Below are 22,245 nucleotides of genomic sequence, written 5' to 3'. Positions count from 1 at the left end.
GCCACCCGGCACGTCACCCCGGCCAGACGATCGCCTGCACCTCGCTGTAGGCGTGCAGGGCGTACGAACCGACGTCGCGGCCCACGCCGCTGCGTTTGAAGCCGCCGAACGGCGCCTCCATGTTGCGGCCGACGGTGTTGACGCCGACACCGCCGGCCCGCAGGCGGCGGGCCACCCGGAAGGCGCGGGCCACGTCCTGGGACCAGACGTAGTCGATGAGGCCGTAGTCGCTGTCGTCGGCCAGGGCGACGCCCTCGTCCTCGTCGTCGAAGGGGACGACCACCACCACCGGGCCGAAGATCTCCTCGCGGGCCACCCGCATGTCGTTGGTGCAGTCGGCGAGCAGGGTCGGCGCGACGTAGAAGCCGGTGTCCAGAGGCGGCCGTTCGCCTCCCGCGACGACCACCGCGCCCTCCTTGCGGCCGAGTTCGACATAGGACTCCACGCGGTCCCGGTGTGCCGCCGAGATCACCGGCCCGACGACCGTGTCCCGCTCGCGGGGGTCGCCGACCTTCAGACGGCCCGCATAGCCGGCCAGCCGCTCCACCAGGCGGTCGTAGATCCCGCGCTGGGCGAGCACCCGGGTCGGTGCCGTGCAGATCTGGCCGCTGTAGAAGGAGAACGTCGTGCCGATGCCGGCCACCGCCGAGGCGAGGTCCGCGTCGTCGAACACCAGCGCCGCGCCCTTGCCGCCCAGCTCCATCAACTGGCGTTTCATGGAACGCCCGCACACCTCGGCGATGCGCTGCCCGACCGCCGTGGAGCCGGTGAAGCTCACCATGTCGACGTCGGCGGACGCCACGGCCTCCTCGCCGACCCCGGCCGACCGGCCGGACACGACGTTGACGACGCCCCTCGGCACACCGGCGGTCTCCAGCGCCTCCGCCATCCGGTACACGGACAGCGGGTCCTGCGGGGCCGGCTTCACCACCACCGTGTTGCCCATCGCGAGGGCCGGGGCCACCTTCCCGGCGGTGTTGGCCCACGGGTTGTTGTAGGAGGTGATGCAGGTCACGACCCCGACCGGCTGACGCACGGCCAGGGCGCCCATCACACCCGCCTTGCCCATCGGCCCGGCCTCGTTGATCTGCGGGGCGATCGGCCACTCGGCCGGCTCGGTCCGCGCGTACCGGCGGAACCGGGCGGCCGCGACCCCGACCTGCATGCGCCGCGCCGTGACCGTGGTCGCCCCGGTCTCCGCGCGGGCGAGCTCCGCGTACGGCTCCAGACGGCCCGCGATGATCTCCGCCGCCCGCGCGAGGATCGCCGCCCGCTCCTCGGGCGCCGTGCGCGACCACGGCCCGAAGGCCTCGCGGGCGGCGGCGCAGGCCGCGCGCACCTGCTCCCGCGAGGCCTCCGGAGCCCAGCCGACGGTCTCCTCCGTCGCCGGGTCGATCACCTCGTAGGAGCCGCCGCCGGGCTCGACCCACGCCCCGTCGACGAACAGCCGCCGGCTCACCGGGTGCTCACCGTGCGGGTGTCCCGACCCGACCGCAGCACCCGCCCGGGCACCGCGCCGCTCACCACGTCGTCCCGGATCGCCTCGACGCCGTTCACCCAGACCGCCCGCACGCCGATCGCCCGGGAGTCGAGCCGGGGGCTGTCGCCCGGCAGGTCGTGCACCAGGGTGGCCGTAGCGGCGTCGACGCGTTCCGGGTCGAACAGGACGAGGTCGGCATGGAAACCCTCCTGGATCCGGCCCCGCTCCCGGAGCCCGAAGAGCCGCGCCGGATCGCCGGTGAGCATCCTCACCGCCTGCTCCAGGCCCACCAGCTTCCGCCCGCGCAGACAGTCCCCGAGGAAACGGGTGGTGTACGGCGCCCCGCACATGCGGTCCAGGTGCGCCCCCGCGTCGGAGCCGCCGAGCAGCACGTCCTCGTGCTGCCAGGTCTCGGCGCGCAGCGCCCAGGACGCCGGGTCGTTGTCGGTGGGCATGGGCCACAGGACCGTCCGCAGGTCGTCGGCCGCGCAGATGTCGACCAGGCAGGCGAAGGGGTCCTGGCCGCGTTCGGCGGCGATGTCGCGCACGACCCGGCCGGAGACCCCGGCGTTCTCGGCGCTGTAGGTGTCGCCGATGACGTAGCGCCCGAAGTCCGTCAGCCGCCGGAAGACGCCCGCCTCCCTCGACGCCGCCCGCTGGAGCATCGCGTCCCGCACGGCAGGGTCCTTCAGCTTCCCGATCCGCTCGGGTACGGGCAGGCCCAGGATCTCGCCCCAGCCCGGGATGAGGTTGAGCGCGCAGAAGGTGCCGAGCGACATGTTCATCGGCGTGAGGATCGGCATCGTCAGCGCCACGACCCGGCCGCCCGCCTTGCGGGCCCGTTCACTCGCCAGCAACTGCCGGGGCACGCGCTGCGGGACCGACGCGTCGATCGTCAGGACGTTCCAGTTCAGCGGGCGTCCGGCCGCCGCGCTCATCTCCACGAACAGGTCGATCTCGGCGTCGCTGAACCGGTCCAGGCAGCCCGCGACGATCGCCTCGAGCTGCGTCCCCTCGTGCTCGCCGACCGCGCGGGAGAGGGCGAGCAGTTCGGCGGGCCCGGCGTGCCGTGACGCGACCGGCTGACCGTCGCCGTCCGAGTGGGTGGACGACTGCGTGGTGGACAGCCCCCAGGCCCCGGCGTCCATGGCCTCGTGCAGCAGCCGCACCATGGCGGCGAGCTGCTCCTCGGTCGGCTGCCCGCCCACCGCGTCCGGTCCCATCACGTACCGGCGCAGCGCGCAGTGGCCCACCATGAAGCCGGCGTTGACCGCGATCCGCCCCTCCAGGGCATCCAGGTACTCTCCGAACCCGTGCCAGTTCCAGGGCGCCCCCTCCTCCAGCGCGACCAGCGACATCCCCTCGACCTTGGACATCATCCGGCGCGTGTAGTCGGCGTCCTCGGGCCGGTCGGGGTGCAGCGGGGCGAGCGTGAACCCGCAGTTGCCCCCGGCGACGGTGGTGACCCCGTGATGGAGCGAGGGGGTCGCGTACGGGTCCCAGAACAGCTGGGCGTCGTAGTGGGTGTGCGGATCGACGAACCCGGGGGCGAGGACGAGCCCGGCGGCGTCCTCGGTGCCGCGGGCCTTTTCGGTGACATGACCGACGGCGACGATCCGGCCGTCCTTGATGCCGACGTCCGCCGTGCGAGCGGGCGCGCCGGTGCCGTCCACGACGGACGCGCCCTTGATCACGTGATCGAGCATGAGCTCACCTCCTGGTCGGCGCTGCGACCATGCAGACAGGGGCGCGGGGAACTGCGCGAGCACTCACGACGGACCCGCACCCCGCGACAGCGATCACACAGCGGCCCGGAACCGCGAGGTCCGATGCACCGGATCCGTGTCGATCTTCGGAATCACGTGCTCCCCGATCAGCCGGATCGTCTGCAGCGTCTCCTCCTTCGGCACCCCCACCGGCAGCCCGAAGCTCAGCTGATCCGCCCCCGCCTGCTCCCACCGCTTGCACTGCCGCAGCACCTCGTCCGGATCACCGCAGATCAGCAGCTCCTCCTCGATGAGCACCTCCACGAACTCCGCCGTGTACTCGGGCAGCGTCTCCGGCCACAGGGGGAATCCCTCGGGCCGCGGGAAGGTGTCGTGGTAGCGGAAGACCAGCGACGGCAGATAGTGGAGCCCGCCGTTCACGGCGATGCGTATCGCCTCGTCGTGCGTCGGCGCGCAGATCGCGGTCGTCGTCACCATCACGTTGTCGTTGACGAAGTCCCCGATCGGTTCCGCGTCCACGACCGCCGTCTTGTACTGCTCCAGCACCCACTCCATGTCGGACACCTTCTGCACGCTGAATCCCAGCACCCCGAGCCCCTTGCGCGCCGCCATGGCGTACGACGGCGGAGACCCGGCCGCGTACCACATCGCCGGGTGGGACTTCCCGTACGGCTTCGGCAGCACCTTGCGGGGCGGCAGCGACCAGTGCTTGCCCTGGAAGCCCTCGTACTCGTCCTGGAGCCACATCTTGGGGAACTCGGCGATCGTCTCCTCCCAGATCTCCTTCGTGTGGTTCATGTCGGTGATGCCGGGGAGGAAGCCGAGGATCTCGTGCGAGCCCGCGCCCCGGCCGCTGCCGAACTCGAAGCGGTTGCCGCTGAGGTGGTCGAGCATCGCGACCTTCTCGGCGACCTTCACCGGGTGGTTGACCTGGGCCAGCGGGTTGAAGATGCCCGAGCCGAGGTGGATGCGCTCGGTCGCGTGCGCGAGGTAGCCGAGGAACACGTCGTTGGCGGAGAGGTGCGAGTACTCCTCCAGGAAGTGGTGCTCGGACGCCCAGGCGTACTTGAAGCCGGACCGGTCCGCCTCGATGACGTACTCGGTCTCCTCCATCAGCGCCTTGTGCTCGGCGAGCGGGTCGGTCTCGGCGCGCTTGCCCACGTATCCCTGTACAAAGAGCCCGAATTCCACGGAGGTTCACCGTCCTCTGTTTCTGACACTTCGTCAGATAGCTGTGCGGCCGACTCTGGCACCACCTATGTGGACCGTCAATAGCTGACGAACCATCAGACAATGGTGACCCCGGCCAGCCACCCGCCGTCGATCACGAACGGCTGGCCGGTGATGTAGGAGGAGTCGTCGCAGCTGAGGAAGAGGGCCAGCCGGGCCACCTCCTCCGGCCGCCCGACCCGGCCGAGCGGCACCAGCCTGCGGTACAGCCCGTCGAGGGCCCGGCGCGTCTCCTCGGGGTCCGCGTCCGGGTCGAGGGCGGCCGGGTTGGACATCGCCGTGTCGACCGCTCCGGGGCACACGGCGTTCACGCGGATCCGGCGGTGCGCCAGCTCCAGCGCGGCGACGCGGGTGAGACCGAGGACGGCGTGCTTGGTCGCCGCGTACGTGCCGACGGCGGCCATGCCGGTCATCCCCGTGTACGACGCGGTGTTGACGATCGTGCCGCCGTCCGCCATCTCCGGGGCGACGGCCCTGATACCGAGGAAGCAGCCGACCTGGTTGACCTGCACGACCTGCATGAACTCGGCCAGCGGCGTGTCCACCAGGGCGTTGAAGCGCAGGATGCCGGCGTTGTTGACCAGCCCGTCGACATGGCCGTACGTCTCCTTGGCGGCGGTGACGGCGGCCCGCCACTGGTCCTCACGGCCCACGTCGAGATGGACGTAACGCGCCCCGATCTCCTTGGCGAGGGCCTCGCCCTGGTCGTCGAGGACATCGGTGACGACGACCTCCGCGCCCTCCTCCCGGAACAGCCGGGCCTCCTGCTCCCCCTGGCCACGCGCCGCCCCGGTGACGATCACGACACGTCCGTCGAGTTTGCCCATCGTTCCTCCTTCAGAACACGGCGCCCGGCACGGTAGCTGACGAGCCGTCACATCAGAAGGGCACCCGACAGGATGCCGGTGTGGACCCGGGGCGCTACCCTCGTGATGACGGGCCGCCGAGGTCGTCCTGCGGCGCGAGGGGCGGCACCTCCGCTTGAGGAGAGTCTCCTATGGCATCAGGGAAACGCGGCCAGAAAGCTACCCTGCGGCCGGCCCGGACCCCGCCCCCGCCGCCCCCTCCTCCCCCGCCCCCACCGCCCGCTCAGCGAGCGGGTAGCTGACGAAGACGGTGACGATCCGGCGTGCCGATACGCACGCCGCGCTCCAGGGCAGCGGCCGCGCCTCGGTGCCGCCGGGCGGCCGGTACTTCAGCGGCTGCACCAGGACGAGGTCCCGGTCCGGCGAGTCGTCGGCGCTCACGTTGAACGACGCCTGCCGGCCTTCCAGGTAGGAGCCGTCCTCCAAAAGGCACCCGACCATGGGGTTCTCGCCGGGGTACCACCCGTCGAACAGCATCCACCAGGCGGACATGCCGGACGGGTGACGTCCGGCGGCGGCACGCATCGCCGCGGCCGCGGCCAGACCGCACGAGAACGCCAGCAGGCCCGCGCCCCACCAGCCGAGCGACACGTAGTGCTCCCGCACATACGCGCCGCCCTCCCGGACGAGCCGGCCGACATCCGGGGTCAGCTCCGGCAGGAGACTTCTCACCACCGCGAACAGCGCGAGCGTCACGAACTCGGTCGTGACACTCCAGAAGACGACCGCACCGCTCTCCCGGAAAGCGGTGGGCCGTCGCTCACTGCTCCGACGCTCCCGCAGAGCTACGAACGTCAGTCCGGGCAGCAACAGCACGACCAGCAGAAGCAGGCCACTGCCGGTGGTGGGCATGGGCACCCTCTCTCCGGGGCGGAGGAGCCGTCAGCGCCGACCGTCCACAGGGACCAGGTCCTGGAACCGGATCTCGTGCTCGATCACGGGCAGCGCCTGGGGTTTGCCGTCCACGACGACGTAGTACCCCTGCGAGGGAAGCCTCATGGCCCACTTCACGAGATCGTCCAGCACCGCCTGGGCGTTCTTGAAACCGCCGGCGGCATGCCTTCCCGTCCTCTCGACGCCGTAGACGATCCCCACGCCGTCCATGACCTTCGCGGGGGTGTGGTACGAGTATCCCGGCGCGTACCCTCCGGTCCGCCCGGAGGCGATCTCCGTCCGGCTGTCCCGGTGCTTCCGGCCCGTCTTCTTCAGCATCTCGGCGAGCGCTATCCCGTGGAACAGGCTCAGGGCGACCTCCTCCGCCGCGTGCCTCGCATTCGACGCGAGTCCCGGGTTGTACGTGATGTCCACCGGGCCGCCGTCCTGAAGTGCCACGAAGTGGCGCACCACCGGATTCCGGCTGCGGAGCAGCTTGTGCAGCTGCTCGTGGGGCGTCAACTGGAATTGGACGTCCTCGACGAGGAGCCTGGCCCTTCCTCCCGTCGCCATCCTGACCTCGACCTGGAACCGATCGTGTGCCGTCACATGTCCGGGCCTGCCTGTACTCATTCTGCGCTCCCCCTCATTCTGCTTTCAGGAACTTTGCCTTGCCGACCGCCGCGTAGCCGTCCTTCATTTTGATGAGCACATGCCACACGCCTCCCTTGGCGAGGTCGAAGGAGACCAGACACCACGAATCCTGCAGGTCCTCATTCACCCAGCGCAGACTCAGGTCACCTTCGGAAATTCCCTCCTTTCCGACGAGGTGACGCTTCGCGAGATTCACCAGGTGGTCCTGGGAAAGCTGCGCGGACGCCCCCCGGCCCGCCGGCAGGTCGGCCACGGGTTCACTCCGACGCTCCGGCAGGCGTTTCGGCGTGTCGGCACGGCCCCGCCAGGTTCTGCGGAGGAACTTCACCGCATTATTCCCCGTTGACAGAATCGCCGCGAGACCTCCGGCAGCCGCCAGCCCGTCACCGAAGTCGTGCCCGCCGCCGTCACCGTCCGCATTTCCGTCGGCCTCCCCGGAATCCTGGGCGGCGGCATACCTGTTGAGCAAGTCGACAACGTGCGGGTCGGCTTCGCTCACCATCTGACGCAAGTAGTCATCGGCGTCCATTACCCCCCGATCCACGTAGAGCAGGTGAAGGGTCGATTCCCAACGGGCACTCGAACCATGCGGCACTACCGCCTGCACTACCGCCCCCAACGATCCGGTGGAGATCATTCCGTAAAGGAGGCAGAAGATGAACGCTGGCCATCTTCGTGAACGGCTGGATCAAAAGCGCAGGGAGCACCATGAGGCGGAGCTGTCGGCCACCGAATTCGCGCGCCAGGAGGCCCGCGAACGCGCGTACGCGTCCAAAGCCCGCGCGATCGCGTCAAGTGGGGCACCCGCGGGCGTGCCGACGGACTCGATCGTCGTCGAGCACCACGAGAGCCAGGCCGTCACGGCCGCCAGGGAGGCCGACCTGTGGCGCCGCAGAGCCACCGAACTGCGCGGAGAGATGGCGGTGATCGAGGCTCTGCTCGTCCTGGCCGAGCGCCACGGGGACGACAAGAGCGGGGGCACGGCCAAGACGGAGAAGTTGCGCGTGCTCATGCTCGGGGCAGGACCCGAGGGCGAGCTACGGGTCGGCCGGGAGCAGGCCCGGATCCGCGCGGCCGTACGCGCCGCCACGCACCGGGACTGGGTGGAGATCGACCCGCATCCGGCCGCGACGACCGAGCACCTGCTCACCGGCCTCATGCGCTTCCGCCCGCACGTGGTCCACTTCTCCGGTCACGGCAGCAAGGAACTGCTCTTCTTCGAAAGGGACATCGACGAACGGCACTACGGTGCCGCCGTCACGGCCAAAGCCTTCGCCCGCACCCTCGCCGCCGTCGACGAGCCACCCCGACTGGTCGTGCTGAACTCTTGCGCGTCCGCGCCGCAGGCAGCGAAGCTGATCGACACGGTCCCGTTCGCCATCGGTATGTCCGACTCCATCGAGGACATGGACGCCATCACCTACGCGGCAGGCTTCTACGCCGCCCTGTGCGAGGGGCAGTCGCTCCGAGGGGCCAACGCCGTCGGGAAGGCAGCGATCGAACTCGAAGGACTCACCGACCACGACCTCCCCACCCTCTTCCACGCGCCGCACCTTGATCCCGGCACGACCTACCTCGTCAGGCCGCCGTCCGGCGACGCGCGCCTGCCCTGACGGCGGCCGGCCGCACTCACAGCGCCGGAGCGACACCCGCGCCGAACGCCTCCATCTGGTCGATGAGTTCGGTGCGGCTCCGGCTGCGGAACCGCACCTGGATCTGGTGCACGCCCATCGCCCGGTACGCCCGCAGCGACTCGGCGAGGGCCTCGGGCGGGCCGCTGATCGTGCGCCGCCCGACGTCCCAGGCGGGCCGGCCGACGTACAGGGGCTCGGCGATCGCGCCGACGGTGAGCGGCGTGGCGATGCCCGCCTCCGCGCGCAGCCGCCGCAACGTGGCGATCTGCCCGGGCAGCCGGTCACGGGGGTCGCCCTGGGGCAGCCAGCCGTCGCCCTTGAGCGCCGCCCGGCGCACCGCCGCCGGGGACGATCCGCCGACCCAGAGGGGGATCACCTGCTGGGCCGGCCGGGGCAGCTGACCGAGCCCCTCGAAGTCGTACAGCTTCCCGTGGTGGGCGGGGAACTCCTCCGGCCCGAGGGCGGCCCGCAGCGCGTCGACCGTCTCGTCCAGCACGGCCCCGCGCTGGCGGAAGTCCACCCCGAGCGCCTCGAACTCCTCCCGTACGTGACCGGCGCCGACGCCGAGGATCAGCCGGCCCCCGCTGAGGTGGTCGAGGGTGGCGTACTGCTTGGCGGTGAGCAGGGGGTGGCGCAGGCCGACCACGGCGACATGGGACAGCAGCCGCACGCGTTCCGTGACGGCGGCCAGATGGGCGAGGGTGGCCACGGGGTCGTACCAGACGGTGCTCATCGCGGAGGCGAGACGGCGTGGGACGCCGACGTGGTCGCAGCAGGCGACATAGCCGAACCCGGCCAGGTCGGCGGCGCGGGCGACGGCCACGAGGTCGTCCGGTCCGGCGCCGGCCTCCCAGGGTTCGGCGTAGAGGGTGCTCTGGGACTGGACGGGGAGCTGGATGCCGTACTCCAGGCCGGACCCGCCGGCGCCGGTCACCGGCTCCCCCCGGGCCACAGCCCGTCCTCCGTCAGCCCCAGCAGCTCGATCGCGTTGCCGCGCACGATCCGCTCGACCACCGCGGCGTCCAGGTGGCCCATCTGGGCCTCGCCGACCTCCCTGGACTTGGGCCAGGTCGAGTCGGAGTGGGGGTAGTCCGTCTCGTAGAGCACGTTGCCGACGCCGATGGAGTCGAGGTTGCGCAGCCCGAAGGCGTCGTCGAAGAAGCAGCCGTGGACATGCTCGGCGAACAGTTCCGACGGCGGCCGGTGGACCTTGTCGGCGACGCCGCCCCAGCCGCGGTTCTCCTCCCAGACGACGTCGGCGCGCTCCAGGATGTACGGGATCCAGCCGATCTGGCCCTCCGCGTACATCACCTTCAGGTTCGAAAAGCGCTCGAACTTGCCGCTCATCAGCCAGTCGACCATCGAGAAGCAGCAGTTGGCGAAGGTGATGGTGGAGCCGACGGCGGGCGGCGCGTCGGCGGAGGTGGAGGGCATCCGGCTGCTGGAGCCGATGTGCATCGCGACGACCGTGCCGGTCTCGTCACAGGCGGCGAGGAACGGGTCCCAGTCGTCGGTGTGCACGGAGGGCAGGCCGAGATGCGGGGGTATCTCGGAGAAGGCCACGGCGCGCACGCCCCGGGCGGCGTTGCGGCGGACCTCCGCCGCGGCCAGTTCGGCGTCCCAGAGCGGGACGATGATGAGCGGGACGAGCCGTCCCCGGGCCTGCGGCCCGCACCACTCCTCGACCATCCAGTCGTTGTAGGCCTTGACGCACAGCAGGCCGAGCTCGTGGTCCTTCGCCTCGATGAAGGTCTGGCCGCAGAAGCGCGGGAAGGTCGGGAAGCAGAGGGCGGACTGGACGTGGTTGACGTCCATGTCGGCGAGGCGGGCGGGGACGTCGTACGAGCCCGGGCGCATCTGCTCGTACGTGATGATCTCCAGCTTGATCTCGTCCCTGTCGTAGCCCACGGCGGTGTCGAGGCGGGTGAGGGGCCGGTGCAGGTCCTCGTAGATCCACCAGTCGCCGATGGGGCCGTCGTCGCCGGGCCGGCCCATGACGGGCTTGAAGCGGCCGCCGAGGAAGCTCATCTCCTTCAGCGGGGCGCGGACTATGCGGGGGCCGGTGCCGGCGTACTTCTTCGGAAGGCGGTCCTGCCAGACGTCCGGGGGTTCGACGGTGTGGTCGTCGACGGAGATGATCTGCGGGAATCCAGTGTCCATGGGGGCACGGTAGCGCTGAACTGACGGACCGTCAGCTCCTCGCGCGTCGACCGGGGTGTATCTCGGACGGCCCTTCGCGCTCAGGTCAGTGCGGAAGTGTGCGAAGAGGGTGTGTGGGGCTTGTGGGATCCCGTGCGCCCAGCTGTGACTGCGGTCTCGGGCGGCTGACTCATCCGCCGGAGCAAGGCAAACTGACAGCATTGCTCATGTTGTCTAGGGGGACGGCTATGGACGGGGTGCCGGCACAGGGGCGTCCGGGCGGAGCGGCACAGCCCGCCGCGCTGCGCTTCGGGGTGCTCGGACCGGTGCGTGCCTGGCGCGGTGGTGAGCCGCTGACCACGGGTTCCCCGCAGCAACGCGCCCTGCTGGCCGCGCTGCTGCTGCGTGAGGGCCGTACGGCGACGGCGGCGCAGCTGATCGACGCGCTGTGGGGCGAGGAGCCGCCGTCGCAGGCGCTGGCGGCGGTACGGACGTACGCCTCCCGGCTGCGCAAGGTGCTCGATCCCGAGGTGCTGGTGAGCGAGTCCGGCGGCTACGCGATCCGGTCGGTGGGTGAGGGCGCGCTGGACCTGACGGTGGCGCAGGGCCTGGCCGCCGACGCGGAGCAGGCACGGGCCGCCGGTGACCTGGGCCGGGCGCGGGAGTCGCTGAACCGGGCGCTGGACCAGTGGGACGGTGAGGCGCTGGCAGGCGTGCCGGGGCCGTACGCCGAAGCGCAGCGGGTACGGCTGGAGGAGTGGCGGCTGCAACTCCTCGAAGCCCGGCTGGACATGGACCTGGAGCAGGGCCGCCACGCGGAGGCCGTCTCGGAGCTGACCGCCCTGACGGCGGCGCACCCGCTGCGCGAGCGGCCGCGGGAACTGCTGATGCTGGCGCTGTACAGATCGGGCCGGCAGGCGGAGGCGCTGGCGGTGTACGCCGACACGCGGCGTCTGCTGGCGGACGAGCTGGGCGTCGACCCCCGGCCGGCGCTGCGGGAGCTGCAACAGCGGATCCTGACGGCCGACCCCGGGCTCGCGGAGCCGTCGGCGCCGGTCGCCGAGCCGCCCGTGGCCCCGGTCCGCCCGGCACAACTTCCGGCCACCGTGCCCGACTTCACGGGACGCGCGTCGTTCGTGTCCGAGCTGAGCGAGGTGCTGGCCTCGGCGGACGGCCGGGTGATGGCCGTCTCGGCGCTCGCCGGGATCGGCGGCGTCGGCAAGACCACGCTGGCGGTGCACGTGGCGCACCAGGCGCGGCCGGCCTTCCCGGACGGGCAGCTGTACGTGGACCTCCAGGGCGCCGGTTCCCGGGCCGCGGAGCCGGAGACGGTGCTGGGCTCGTTCCTGCGCGCCCTCGGCACGCCCGACTCGGCGATCCCGGACTCGCTTCAGGAGCGCGCGGCGCTGTACCGGTCGGTGCTGGACGGCCGCCGGGTCCTGGTGCTCCTGGACAACGCCCGCGACGCCGCCCAGGTACGGCCGCTGCTGCCCGGGGCGGACGGGTGCGCGGCGCTGGTGACCTCCCGGGTGCGGATGGTGGACCTGGCCGGGGCGCACCTGGTCGACCTGGACGTGATGTCCCCCGACGAGGCGCTGTCACTGTTCACGAAGATCGTGGGCGAGGAGAGGGTCGCCGCCGAGCGGGAAGCCGCGCTGGACGTGGTCGCGGCGTGCGGCTTCCTGCCGCTGGCGATCCGCATCGCCGCGTCCCGCCTCGCCGCCCGGCGCACCTGGACGGTGTCGGTCCTGGCGGCCAAACTCGCCGACGAGCGACGCCGGCTGGACGAGCTCCAGGCCGGCGACCTGGCGGTGAAGGCGACCTTCGAGCTGGGGTACGGACAGCTGGAGCCCGCCCAGGCACGGGCGTTCCGGCTGCTCGGCCTCGCCGACGGACCGGACATCTCGCTGGCCGGTGCGGCGGCGGTGCTCGATCTGGCGGTGGAGGACGCAGAGGACCTGCTGGAGTCCCTCGTCGACATGTCACTGCTCGAGTCGGCGGCACCCGGCCGCTACCGCTACCACGATCTCGTACGGCTCTACGCGCGTGCCTGCGCCGAGCGGGACGAGCATCCGCCGAGCGAGCGGGAGGCGGCGATGTCGCGGCTGCTCGACTTCTACCTCGCCACCGCCGCCGGGGTCTACGCGATGGAGCGGCCCGGCGACCGGCTGGTGGACCACCTGGAAGTGACCAAGTACCCGGGGCTGGCCTTCGCCGACCGGCACGCCGCCCAGGACTGGCTCTACGCCGAGGCCGACGCCCTGCTGTCCTGCGTGCGCCGGTCCGTGGCCGACGGACGGCTGCGCCGGGCGGTCGACCTGCTGTGGGCCGCCAAGGACCTGGCCGAGTCCGGGGCCAACGCCCGTGAGTACGAGATCGCCGCCAACGCGGCGCTGGAGCGCGCCCACGCCGAGCGGGACGCGTGGGCGGCCGGGCGCGCGCTGACCACGCTCACCGACGTCCACATGGTCGCCGGGCGCTTCGACCAGGCCGACGCGGCGGCCGTCGAGGCCCTGCGCATGGCACGCGACGCGGCCGACCCGGTGGCAAGCTGCTGGGCCCCCAACACCCGCGGCATCATCGCGATCTACCAGAACCGCCACGCCGAGGGCGAGCGGCACCTCAACGCGGCGATCGACAACTTCCGCGGCAACGGCAACCGGCCCGGCGAGGCCAGCGCCCTGTGCAACCTGTCCCGGATCCATCTGGCCACCGGACGGGTCGACAGCGCCATCGCCCTCGCCCAGCAGGGCATCGACATCTACGACGCGATGGGCAACGCCCTGCGGGGCGCGAACGGGCGGTACGCGCTCGGGCTGGCCCTCACGAGCAGCGGCGAACTGAGGCTTGCGGCGGAGAGCCTGAGGGAGGCCCTGGAGACCTTCCGGGACAGCCGCCAGCGCCTCTGGGAGGGCATGACCCTCTTCCGCCTCGCCGAGGTGGACCTCGCGGCCCGGCGTCCGGCCAAGGCCGCGTCCGGCGCGGAGATGGCGCTGACCGTGTTGCGCGGCATCGGCGGCGAGTGGCGCCGCGGCCTGGTCCTCACCGTCCTCGGCCGAGCCTTGAACGGCATCGGCCAGACGGGCCGCGCCCAGGTCTGCTGGCGGGAGGCGCTCGGCATCTACGAGGAGCTGGACGCGCCGGAGGCGGACGAGGTACGGGAGTTGCTGTCACCGGCGGCGGTGGCATAGCGGGGGCGCGGAAGCGGCGGGCGGGACGAAGGGTGCCACGGGGGACGGGGCGACCGGGGGCGGGGGGCCCGGGGGCGGGGGGCCCGGGGGGCCGGGGACGTTCAGCGAACGTTTATCGCCGTCCGGCATGCTCGCTCATGTCGTGGTCCGCAAGCGGGGGATGCGGGCCGACGACGGGGGCCGTGAGGTTAGTCTGATCGGCCGATCGACGCCCGGACGGCGACCCGCGGGGGAGTCGCCGGGCCGGGCGCCGGACCTCTGGCCTGAGAAATGAACTGGGAGTTGACCGTCATGAGCGACAAGCAGAGCGAGCCCGTGGTCAAGCCGCTGGACCAGCATGCGACCGGTGGGGACCTGACGACGCAGGACCAGCACGCCACGGGCGGTGAGGCCAAGTTGCTGGACCAGCACGCGACGGGTGGTCAGGCCGACCCGCAGGTCCAGCACGCCACCGACGAGACGCTCACGACGCAGGACCAGCACGCCACGAGCGAGCCGGCCAGCTGAGCCACCCCGACGGGGTACGGCCGCGGCGGCGCGGAGGGGAGCCGCCGCGGCCGAGTCATGTCCAGCGGGTCCCGCACGGCGCATATTTGACGTTCCGTCACATCAGCCCCGGAGGTTCACGTTCCGATCCCCGGACCGCGCCGAGAATTCAGAGATCCTTCGGGCCGGCGCGGTGTGAAGAAACTGTTGCGGTGTCAATCATCTTGTCATGAACCTGTAGCCCGACAAGCGGGCACAGCCTCATGGAGGTGTGGGAATGCACCGCAGACTCGCGACCGCTCTCGCCACCACGACCCTGTCCCTGGCCACCGTCGTCGCCACCGCGACGGCCGCCGGGGCCGCGCCGGCCGACAAGCCGCAGGTCCTGTCCAGCTGGACCCAGACCAGCGCGTCCAGCTACAACGCCTGGGCCGCGGCCCGCGCCAACCAGGGTGCCTGGGCGGCGTACGGCTTCGACTGGTCGACCGACTACTGCTCCTCCTCGCCGGACAACCCCTTCGGCTTCCCCTTCTCCATGTCCTGCGCGCGCCACGACTTCGGCTACCGCAACTACAAGGCCGCGGGCTCCTTCAGCGCCCACAAGGACCGTCTCGACAGCGCCTTCTACGAGGACCTGAAGCGGGTCTGCAACGCCTACAGCGGCGGCACCAAGACCGCCTGCAACAGCACCGCCTGGACCTACTACCAGGCCGTCCGCGCCTTCGGCTGACCCCGGCCGCGCCCCGGGGCGGAGCGCCGCGCGCACGTGCCGCTCCGCCCCGGGGATCACGCCGGCCGGGCGGCGACCCGCCGCCCGGCCGTCTCCCCCAGGGCCGCTCGTGCGGCTCGGCGCACGGGGACACGAGGGGGGAGAATCGCCGTCCCTCCAGCCGCACGCGGCCGTTATCCCCCCGGCCATCCCCGCTTCGCCCCGTGCCGCCAGGCTCCGTTCCATGGCAACCGACCGGAGCACGCCGGCGGACCCCGGACCGGCGTACGCGTTGATGCAGATGGTCCCGCTCGCGGCGCTGTTCGTCGTGCTGCTGGACACGGCCACCGACTTCTTCCCCGACGACCCGCTCGTGGGCGTCGTCACCCCGACGCGGCTCGCGCTGCTGGTGGGGCTGCTCGCCGTGGCCGTACCGGTGCGGGGGCGGCCCCGGACACGGCTGCGGGACTTCCGCACACGGCTCGACCTGCCCGTCGCCCTGCTGCTCGGCGCGGCCACGGTGACGACGTTCCGGGGCGGGCACCCGACCGCGCCCCTGCGTGGCCTGGTCACCGTCATCGCCTGCTACTACCTCGTCGTGGGCCTGCGCCGTACCCAGCCCGGTTCCTGGCGCGCGGTCGGCCTGCTCGCCCTGGCCGGCGTCACCGCCGCCGGTGCCGCCGCCTTCTCGCAGGTCACCAACGAGACCCCGACCGGCTTCTGCCGCACCGGTCTGCTGACCGACGTGTCCTGCGACTCCGGGGGCGCCGGAATCCTCATCCGCGCGACCGGCACCTTCGCCAACCCCAACCTGCTCGCCGCGTTCCTCGTCCTGCTGCTGCCGTTCGTGCTGCTCGCCGCCGTGTCGGTGGACGAGCGCACCGCCCGTACGGTGATCGTCCTCGCCGCCGTCGCCGGATACGGCGCCCTGCTGACCACCTTCTCCCGCGCCGGGTACGTCGCCGGAGCCGCCGGCCTCCTCGTCCTCGGCGGCGCCTACTGGCTCGCGCCCCGCCTAGCCGACCGCGCCCAGCGCCGGCTCACCGCGGCCGTCGGGCTCCTCGCCCTCGGCTGCGCGGCGGCCGTGATCTGGGCCGTGTCGCGGGCCGGGAACTCGCTCGGCGTGCGCGGGCAGGCCTGGAACGCGGCGCTCGACATCGCCGTGCACCATCCGCTCGGCGTCGGGCTCGGCCGTTCCGGCGCCGTCATATCCGCGACGGCGCCCGGTGAGCGCACCTTCGTGCACGCCCACAACATGTGGCTGAACTGGCTGGTGGAGACCGGCCCCCTGGGCCTGCTCGCCGTCGCCGGCATCACCGTCGTCGCCTGGGCCTCGGCAGCCCGCGCCGCCCGCGCGAAGTCAGCCATCGGCACGGTCGGTCTGGCCTCACTGACCGGCTTCTTCCTGATCGGCATGATGGACCACCCGGCCAACCTGGACCGCATCGACATGCTCTTCTGGCTGGCGTCGGGGGTGGTGATGGCGGAGACGCCGGCGGGGTGGCGCAGCCGCGGCGGCCGACCCGCCGCCCCGTCCCAGCCCCGGCACCCGAAACACGGACCACAGCAACGGGCCGCGATCCCGGCCCAGCCCTCTCCCTCGGCCTCCCCCGACCAGACAGCGGAGGGGCCGGTCGGGGCGGCTGGACGTTGACGCCGGGCCCGACGCCGTCGCCGTTGTGCCGGCGACCGGCGATCCTCCCGGAAGCCTTGATCACTTGAGGGCCCGCTGATTGGCTGGCCGGCATGACTGAGCTCGGACCCGTCGCCTGGCCGCCCGCACCGATCCGGACCGAGAGGCTCGTGCTGCGTGAGCCCGAGGCCCGGGACCGTGCGGCGTTCATCGAACTGCTGGCGTCACCAGAGGTGCACACCTACCTCGGCGGCCCCCGCCCCCGTGACGAGCTCGAGCGCGAGATGCCGGGGGCGCCCGAGCGGTGGCCCGGGAGTTTCGTCGTCGATCTCGACGGGGCGATGATCGGCCAGATCCTGCTCAGGAGAGCACCCGAGCACCGTCGCCCGGCTGCCGCGGGGTTGGCCGATCTCGGCTACCTGTTCCTGCCGCGGGCGTGGGGACACGGGTATGCCGCCGAGGCGTGCGCTGCGGCACTCGACTGGTTCGAAGGCGTCCTTCCCGGCGAGCCGGTGGTGCTCACCACCCAGACCGCCAACGTCCGCTCGATGCGCCTCGCGGCAAATCTGGGGTTCACCGAAGTAGAGCGCTTCCGGGCCTGGGACGCCGAGCAGTGGCTCGGCATCCGGTCCCCGGTCACCCCCTCCGGCTGAACTCGCGCTCGACACCGCGGATCTGGCGAAGCGCTGTGTCCCCGTCGGCGGAAACGGGTCGGCTTGCGGTCAGGCAGGCGCTCTCGGGGATCACACCGGGCGCTGCCCGATCGCCAGCAGATGGGAACTCGCCGCCAGCAGTTCCGCGTAGGGCTCGGCCATGCGTGCTGCGGTCAGCGCCGACTCGAACAAGGGCGATCCGATCAACGACTCGCCGGTGTGCCGCTCGGTCGCGGCGAGCAGCGACCAGGCCGGGCCCTCGACACCGAAGACGGCGGCCTGGGCGAATCCCGCCGTGGCCACCTCGTCGCGCAGCTGCTCGCCGCTGTGGAAGTACGCGGCGGTGAAGGCCTTCTTCCCGTCGTGGATCTGACCCGCCAGGATGCCGCCGATACTCCTCCGCATCGGCTCCTTGTGCAGGTGCGCGAAAGCGGTGTGCTCGAACAGCGACGCATACCTGTTGATCGCGGCCGCCGCCAGCAGGCCGCCCGGCTTGAGTACGCGGTGCGCCTCGGCGAGGGCCTGGTCCCGGTCGGCGCGTTCGATCAGGTGGTAGAGAGGGCCCAGCAGGAGCACGACGTCGTACGAGGCGTCCTCGGCCGTGAGGCTGCGCGCGTCTCCGAGTTCCACGGTGGCGCCGGTGGGTTCGGCCTGCTCGATGTGCCGGGGGATCGGGTCGACGAGGTGCACCGCATAGCCGTCCTGGACGAGCCATCGGGCGTGGGCACCGGGGCCGCCACCGACGTCGAGGATCCGGGCCGGGGGTGGGGGCAGGTACCTTCGGAGCAGTTCCCGGGTGCGTACCATCTCCAGGCAGCCGTCGGCTGTTGTGGTCAGCCGGTCCGCTTCGTCGATGGTCTCGCTGTAGTACCTCACGATCTCCGGCGCCACCTCAGGACTCGTCATGCGGGAATTCTGAGGGCTCACCGGTGGACCAGTCCAGTGATCGGAAGGGCTCCATGCCGCTGCTGAAGTACGAGCAGATCGCCGACGATCTGCGCACACGGATCGCCGACGGCGAGTTCGGACCCGGCGACCTGCTGCCGTCCGGCCGCGATCTGGCCGAGCAGTGGGGCGTGTCGAGGGCCACCGTCGTCAAGGCCTACGACGTGCTGCGCAACGACGGCCTGGTGGCCGCCCGGCAAGGAGCCGGATTCACCGTCGCCGAGACACCGGTCGCCCGACCGGCGGGCGGACGCCGCGTGGGCTCCAGCCGTATCACGGGCGGCGCTCCGTACCGGCGCTTGGGTGTACCGGACCGTACGGTGCCTCCGGCGCGTGTGGCGGATGCCCTGGGACTGGAGCCGGGCGAGGAGACGCTTCGACGTATCCGGCTGGTGCTCCTCGATGACGGAACGCCGCACAGCCTGGTGACGGCTTGGTTCCCGCCGTCGGTTGCGGACGGGGCTCCGCGGCTGGCGGCGAAGGGGCCGATCACCGAGGGCACCACGCACTACGTCAGGCGCGTGACCGGCCGCTCGCCCGTGGAGGGCGTCGACGTGACGACCGTTCGGCTGGCCACTGAGGATGAGGCGCGATTGCTGCGGGTGGACCGGCCCGTAGCGGTGGCCGTGGTGCTGCACACGGCGTTCGACCAGGAACACCGGGCGCTCGTGTGCGAAGAGGGCGTTACCGCGTCACAAGTGTTCGAGCAGGTCGACAACTACCCGATGGGGTAGGAAATCTGACACTTCCCTTGACTGGACCGGTCCACCGGTCCAGTCTCCTTGTAGTGCCGTGCGGGCCGTCGGCCACTGCCGTCATGCACGCCCGCGGCCACGAAGGAACCCCGGCGACCGCTCGCAACGGTCCCGGGGCGTGGCCAACGCTTACAAGGAGCGTCGACATGTTCTGTGTATCACGCGCTTTCGCAAAGCCGAGAGGGCGCTTATCCGCTCGATCGGCCTCCGGAACGACCATTGAAGGCATGCCAGTTCCCGCAGCAGCCAGTGACGCGCCGAGCTGCCCTTCGCCCGAGATGTGGGCGGCGATCCTCATCGGGGCGCGCCGGCGCAGGGCGATGCGCAGACGACAGTGCCGGGCGGCCCTCGCCCCTGGTTCCCAGGAGGCACGGTGACGAGGGCAACCTACAGGCCGAAGCTGCACGAGCTGGTCGAGGACGCCGGCAGCCGGCGGATCGGCAAGGTGATGGGCTTCGAGGGGCCGTACGTCCAACTGCGCCCCGTAGGGGGTGGCGTGGAGTGGGACGCGCGGCCCGAGAACCTCAAGCCGGTAAGGACAAGCGAGGGTCTCGGCGCCGCCGTCGCGGCCGCCAACGCCCGCTCCAGGGGTGAGCTGCCATGACCTCGCGCACCACCGCGCACCAACCGTCCAGCAGAGACGCCGAACCGCCCGGCTCACGGGAGCCGACGGCCCTCGCAGTTCACCTAGGCGGGCAACTCACCCTCCTCCTCGGCGAGGTGGAGGCCGCGGCCCCGGCCGCCCCCGAGGACGCCCCCGGTGCGGATCGCGGCGCACGCAGGTATCCGTGAGGCACGACGCCTCATGGCGGTGAGGATCTCTCACCTCGCCCCCCAGGCCGCCATCGCGCACGTCCGGCGGCTGGCCCGGTCGGTCGACCAACTCCGCCGCCACCACGCCGCCCTGAACAGCGGGCCGGTCACGCATCAGCGCCGGCGGCCGACCAACTTGCCTTCCGTCGCTGGGCGATCCACGGAACGAAGTGCCGCGTCTGCAGGACCGACGACAGCCGCTGCGACCGAGGCCGGCGACTGGGCGAGCACTGGAACCAACTGCGCCGCAAACCCGCCGGCGCGGGCCCGCCTCGGTGTCCCGAACCGGACGGCCAGGGGCGAACCCCCTCGTCGTAGCGCCGTCCGGGGGACCTCCGTCAGGTGTTCGCTTCCGGGTCCGCGCTGCCCGCCGGGCCCGGCTGCGGCGTCGCGTGGAGGATGTCGCGGGCCTGTTCCGCCGCGCGGGCGGTGCTCTCCGAGACGAAGTCCAGGAAGCGGGCGATGTTCTCCAGGCGGACGGCGGCGGGGGTGCCGGGGCCGAGGACGCCGGTGCCTTGCCGTGCGGTCTCGACGACCTGGCTGATGGCCCGGGCACTGGCCATCATCGACTCGTACCAGACGTCGGAGTCGACGACGTAACGCTCGCGGCGGCGCTCGTCGCGTTCCCGGCGGATGAGGCCCTGCCCGTCGAGGAACGCGACCGCCTTCGACACGGAGGCCGGGCTGACCTGGAGGCGCTGGACGAGTTCCGACGCGGTGAGGCTGCCCTCGTCGGTGATCGTCAGACAGGCCATGACCCGGGACATCATCCCGGGCATGCCCGACTGCGTGAACACGGAGGTGAGCAGCTCCTCGTACGCACGCACGGCCCCGGCGTCGCGCCCGTGGGGCTGCGGGGGCGCCTGCGTGCCCCGGGGTGCGGCCTGCCTGCGGCGCTGGGTGCGGCGTTCGGTGGCGCGGTGGGCGAGGTCGGCGCGGTAGCCGGTGGGGCCGCCGTTGCGCATCACCTCGCGTGTGATCGTCGAGGTGGGCCGGTCGAGGCGTCTGGCGATCTCCGCGTAGGCGAGGCCGTCGGCCAGTCCGAGCGCGATCTGCTGACGTTCCTGCTGGGTGAGTCTGCCTCCCGGCATCCCGGCCTCCTTCGTTGTGCGTGAGCCCCCAGCGTAGCGTTCACACTCATTCCATTGCAACGGAGCAGGTGAGCGCTGTTGCATTTGATTCAGGGTCATTGCAATGAAATTGTGCGTGTGAGCTGCGCTTATGGGTTTTCTATGCAACGAATGCGTTGCCGATTTTATGAACGCAACGTAGCGTTCACGTCATCGGAAACAGCGGGCGGGAACGATGTCCGCGCCGCGGATGAAGGAGAACACCATGCAGAAGTTCGACACCCCCGCCCCCGTCTCGGCCGTCCTCGACATCCCCGCCGGGCACATCCGGTTCATCGCCGCCGACCGGGCCGACACCGCGGTCGAGGTCCTCCCCGCGAACGCCGCCAAGAGCCGCGACGTGAAGGCGGCGGAGGAGATCGAAGTGGCGTACGCCGACGGTGTCCTGCGGATCGAGGCGCCGGCCGCGACGAACCGGATCCTCGGCCCCTCCGGGTCCGTCGAGGTGACGGTCCAGCTGCCCGCCGGCTCCCGCGTCGAGGCGAAGGCCGCCGCCGCCGAACTCCGGGGCGTCGGACGGCTCGGCGAGGTCACCTTCGAGGGCGCCCAGGGCACGGTCAAGCTCGACGAGGCGGCAAGCGCCCGCCTCACGCTCCAGGCCGGCGACATCGCGGTCGGCCACCTGGGCGGCCCCGGCGAGATCAGCACCCAGAAGGGCGCCATCAGCGTCACCGAGGCGGTGCGCGGCACCCTCACGCTGCGCACCGAGCACGGCGACATCTCGGTCGGCGCGGCCCAGGGCGTCTCGGCCTCCCTGGACGCCGGCACCGGCTACGGCCGGATCAGCAACGCGCTCAAGAACAGCGCCGGCGCCGACGCCGGCCTGACCATCCACGCGACCACCGCCTACGGCGACGTCACCGCCCGCAGCCTGTAACGAAGGAGTCCCTCTCATGACCGAACCGGCCATCTCCGCCCTCGGGCTGCGCAAGTCCTACGGCGACAAGACCGTCCTCGACGGCATCGATCTGCGCATCCCGGCCGGGTCCGTGTTCGCGTTGCTCGGTCCGAACGGGGCCGGCAAGACCACCACCGTGAAGATCCTGTCCACCCTCGTCACCGCCGACGGCGGACAGGCACAGGTCGCGGGCCACGACCTGGCCGCCCGGCCGCAGGCCGTGCGGGCGGCGATCGGAGTCACCGGTCAGTTCTCGGCGGTCGACGGGCTGATCACCGGGGAGGAGAACATGCTCCTGATGGCGGACCTGCACCACCTGCCCAAGCGGGAAGGACGGCGCGTGGCCGCCGAGTTGCTGGAGCGTTTCGGCCTGGCCGACGCCGCCGGGAAGCCCGCCTCCACCTACTCCGGCGGCATGAAGCGCCGCCT

The 22,245-nt window shown here is 71.7% G+C and carries 21 protein-coding genes; 10 read left to right on the top strand and 11 right to left on the bottom strand.

Going from position 1 to position 22,245, the window contains the following annotated elements:
- Positions 1 to 13: 13 nt before the first annotated feature.
- The 7 genes from ACIHCM_RS35635 to ACIHCM_RS35605 form a co-directional block, all read right to left on the bottom strand.
- Positions 14 to 1,459, bottom strand: coding sequence for an aldehyde dehydrogenase family protein (locus ACIHCM_RS35635; protein WP_399905598.1), 1,446 nt, complete (start codon positions 1,457 to 1,459; stop codon positions 14 to 16).
- Entirely contained in the window at positions 1,456 to 3,186 is a 1,731-nt protein-coding gene (locus ACIHCM_RS35630) for an amidohydrolase family protein (RefSeq protein WP_399905594.1), read from the bottom strand. The genes ACIHCM_RS35635 and ACIHCM_RS35630 overlap by 4 nt, the downstream gene beginning before the upstream one ends.
- 93 nt (positions 3,187 to 3,279) lie before the next feature.
- Positions 3,280 to 4,398, bottom strand: coding sequence for an LLM class flavin-dependent oxidoreductase (locus ACIHCM_RS35625; RefSeq protein WP_399905591.1), 1,119 nt, complete (start codon positions 4,396 to 4,398; stop codon positions 3,280 to 3,282).
- A gap of 95 nt (positions 4,399 to 4,493) precedes the next feature.
- Positions 4,494 to 5,264: an SDR family NAD(P)-dependent oxidoreductase gene (locus ACIHCM_RS35620; RefSeq protein WP_399905586.1), complete on the bottom strand. Its 771-nt coding sequence runs from the start codon at positions 5,262 to 5,264 to the stop codon at positions 4,494 to 4,496.
- Positions 5,265 to 5,462: 198 nt separating this feature from the next.
- Positions 5,463 to 6,155: a DUF6338 family protein gene (locus ACIHCM_RS35615; protein ID WP_399905583.1), complete on the bottom strand. Its 693-nt coding sequence runs from the start codon at positions 6,153 to 6,155 to the stop codon at positions 5,463 to 5,465.
- 30 nt (positions 6,156 to 6,185) lie between these two features.
- Positions 6,186 to 6,809, bottom strand: coding sequence for a hypothetical protein (locus tag ACIHCM_RS35610; RefSeq protein WP_399905580.1), 624 nt, complete (start codon positions 6,807 to 6,809; stop codon positions 6,186 to 6,188).
- Positions 6,810 to 6,822: 13 nt separating this feature from the next.
- Positions 6,823 to 7,359 carry a hypothetical protein gene (locus ACIHCM_RS35605; protein WP_399905577.1) on the bottom strand — a complete coding sequence of 179 codons (537 nt, stop codon included), beginning with the start codon at positions 7,357 to 7,359 and terminating at the stop codon, positions 6,823 to 6,825.
- A gap of 127 nt (positions 7,360 to 7,486) precedes the next feature.
- Between ACIHCM_RS35605 and ACIHCM_RS35600 the strand changes: the two genes are divergently transcribed.
- A complete protein-coding gene (locus ACIHCM_RS35600; RefSeq protein ID WP_399905574.1) occupies positions 7,487 to 8,443 on the top strand; it encodes a CHAT domain-containing protein in 957 nt (318 codons plus the stop codon).
- Between the two features lie 16 nt (positions 8,444 to 8,459).
- Here the strand turns inward: ACIHCM_RS35600 and ACIHCM_RS35595 are convergent, their stop codons facing one another.
- On the bottom strand, positions 8,460 to 9,416 hold the full coding sequence (locus ACIHCM_RS35595; protein WP_399905571.1) for an LLM class F420-dependent oxidoreductase: 957 nt from the start codon (positions 9,414 to 9,416) through the stop codon (positions 8,460 to 8,462).
- Complete coding sequence (locus ACIHCM_RS35590; protein ID WP_399905568.1) at positions 9,395 to 10,624, bottom strand: amidohydrolase family protein; 1,230 nt, start codon at positions 10,622 to 10,624, stop codon at positions 9,395 to 9,397. The genes ACIHCM_RS35595 and ACIHCM_RS35590 overlap by 22 nt, the downstream gene beginning before the upstream one ends.
- Before the next feature lie 227 nt (positions 10,625 to 10,851).
- On the opposite strand from ACIHCM_RS35590, the gene ACIHCM_RS35585 reads away from it, so the two are divergent.
- The 5 genes from ACIHCM_RS35585 to ACIHCM_RS35565 all read left to right on the top strand — a co-directional run bounded on the left by ACIHCM_RS35585 (position 10,852) and on the right by ACIHCM_RS35565 (position 17,275).
- The gene (locus ACIHCM_RS35585; RefSeq protein WP_399905565.1) at positions 10,852 to 13,794 is read left to right on the top strand and encodes a BTAD domain-containing putative transcriptional regulator; all 2,943 of its coding nucleotides are present in this window, start codon (positions 10,852 to 10,854) and stop codon (positions 13,792 to 13,794) included.
- 291 nt (positions 13,795 to 14,085) lie between these two features.
- The gene (locus ACIHCM_RS35580) at positions 14,086 to 14,301 is read left to right on the top strand and encodes a hypothetical protein (protein ID WP_399905562.1); all 216 of its coding nucleotides are present in this window, start codon (positions 14,086 to 14,088) and stop codon (positions 14,299 to 14,301) included.
- Between the two features lie 256 nt (positions 14,302 to 14,557).
- Positions 14,558 to 15,010 (top strand): phospholipase, encoded by a 453-nt coding sequence (locus ACIHCM_RS35575; protein ID WP_399905559.1) that lies wholly within the window; start codon positions 14,558 to 14,560, stop codon positions 15,008 to 15,010.
- A gap of 223 nt (positions 15,011 to 15,233) precedes the next feature.
- Positions 15,234 to 16,643: an O-antigen ligase family protein gene (locus tag ACIHCM_RS35570; RefSeq protein ID WP_399905556.1), complete on the top strand. Its 1,410-nt coding sequence runs from the start codon at positions 15,234 to 15,236 to the stop codon at positions 16,641 to 16,643.
- Positions 16,644 to 16,735: 92 nt separating this feature from the next.
- Entirely contained in the window at positions 16,736 to 17,275 is a 540-nt protein-coding gene (locus tag ACIHCM_RS35565; RefSeq protein ID WP_399905553.1) for a GNAT family N-acetyltransferase, read from the top strand.
- Positions 17,276 to 17,365: 90 nt separating this feature from the next.
- On the opposite strand, the gene ACIHCM_RS35560 is transcribed toward ACIHCM_RS35565, so the two are convergent.
- Complete coding sequence (locus ACIHCM_RS35560) at positions 17,366 to 18,181, bottom strand: class I SAM-dependent methyltransferase (RefSeq protein WP_399905550.1); 816 nt, start codon at positions 18,179 to 18,181, stop codon at positions 17,366 to 17,368.
- A gap of 53 nt (positions 18,182 to 18,234) precedes the next feature.
- Here ACIHCM_RS35560 and ACIHCM_RS35555 point away from each other — a divergent pair, with 53 nt between their 5' ends.
- Entirely contained in the window at positions 18,235 to 18,954 is a 720-nt protein-coding gene (locus tag ACIHCM_RS35555) for a GntR family transcriptional regulator (protein WP_399905547.1), read from the top strand.
- Between the two features lie 394 nt (positions 18,955 to 19,348).
- Complete coding sequence (locus ACIHCM_RS35550; RefSeq protein WP_399905544.1) at positions 19,349 to 19,579, top strand: hypothetical protein; 231 nt, start codon at positions 19,349 to 19,351, stop codon at positions 19,577 to 19,579.
- Between the two features lie 547 nt (positions 19,580 to 20,126).
- Here ACIHCM_RS35550 and ACIHCM_RS35545 read toward each other — a convergent pair.
- The gene (locus tag ACIHCM_RS35545) at positions 20,127 to 20,879 is read right to left on the bottom strand and encodes a helix-turn-helix domain-containing protein (protein WP_399905541.1); all 753 of its coding nucleotides are present in this window, start codon (positions 20,877 to 20,879) and stop codon (positions 20,127 to 20,129) included.
- 244 nt (positions 20,880 to 21,123) lie between these two features.
- Between ACIHCM_RS35545 and ACIHCM_RS35540 the strand changes: the two genes are divergently transcribed.
- Positions 21,124 to 21,795 carry a DUF4097 family beta strand repeat-containing protein gene (locus ACIHCM_RS35540; RefSeq protein ID WP_399905538.1) on the top strand — a complete coding sequence of 224 codons (672 nt, stop codon included), beginning with the start codon at positions 21,124 to 21,126 and terminating at the stop codon, positions 21,793 to 21,795.
- A 16-nt stretch (positions 21,796 to 21,811) separates the two neighbouring features.
- Positions 21,812 to 22,245: ABC transporter ATP-binding protein (locus ACIHCM_RS35535; RefSeq protein WP_399905535.1), on the top strand; the 434-nt coding region annotated here is incomplete at its 3' end.

The sequence above is a fragment of the Streptomyces sp. NPDC052023 genome, from assembly GCF_044548465.1.
Taxonomy (GTDB): Bacteria; Actinomycetota; Actinomycetes; order Streptomycetales; family Streptomycetaceae; genus Streptomyces.
Note: the sequence above shows the minus strand (reverse complement) of the source record. Positions and strands in the feature narration are given on the sequence as shown.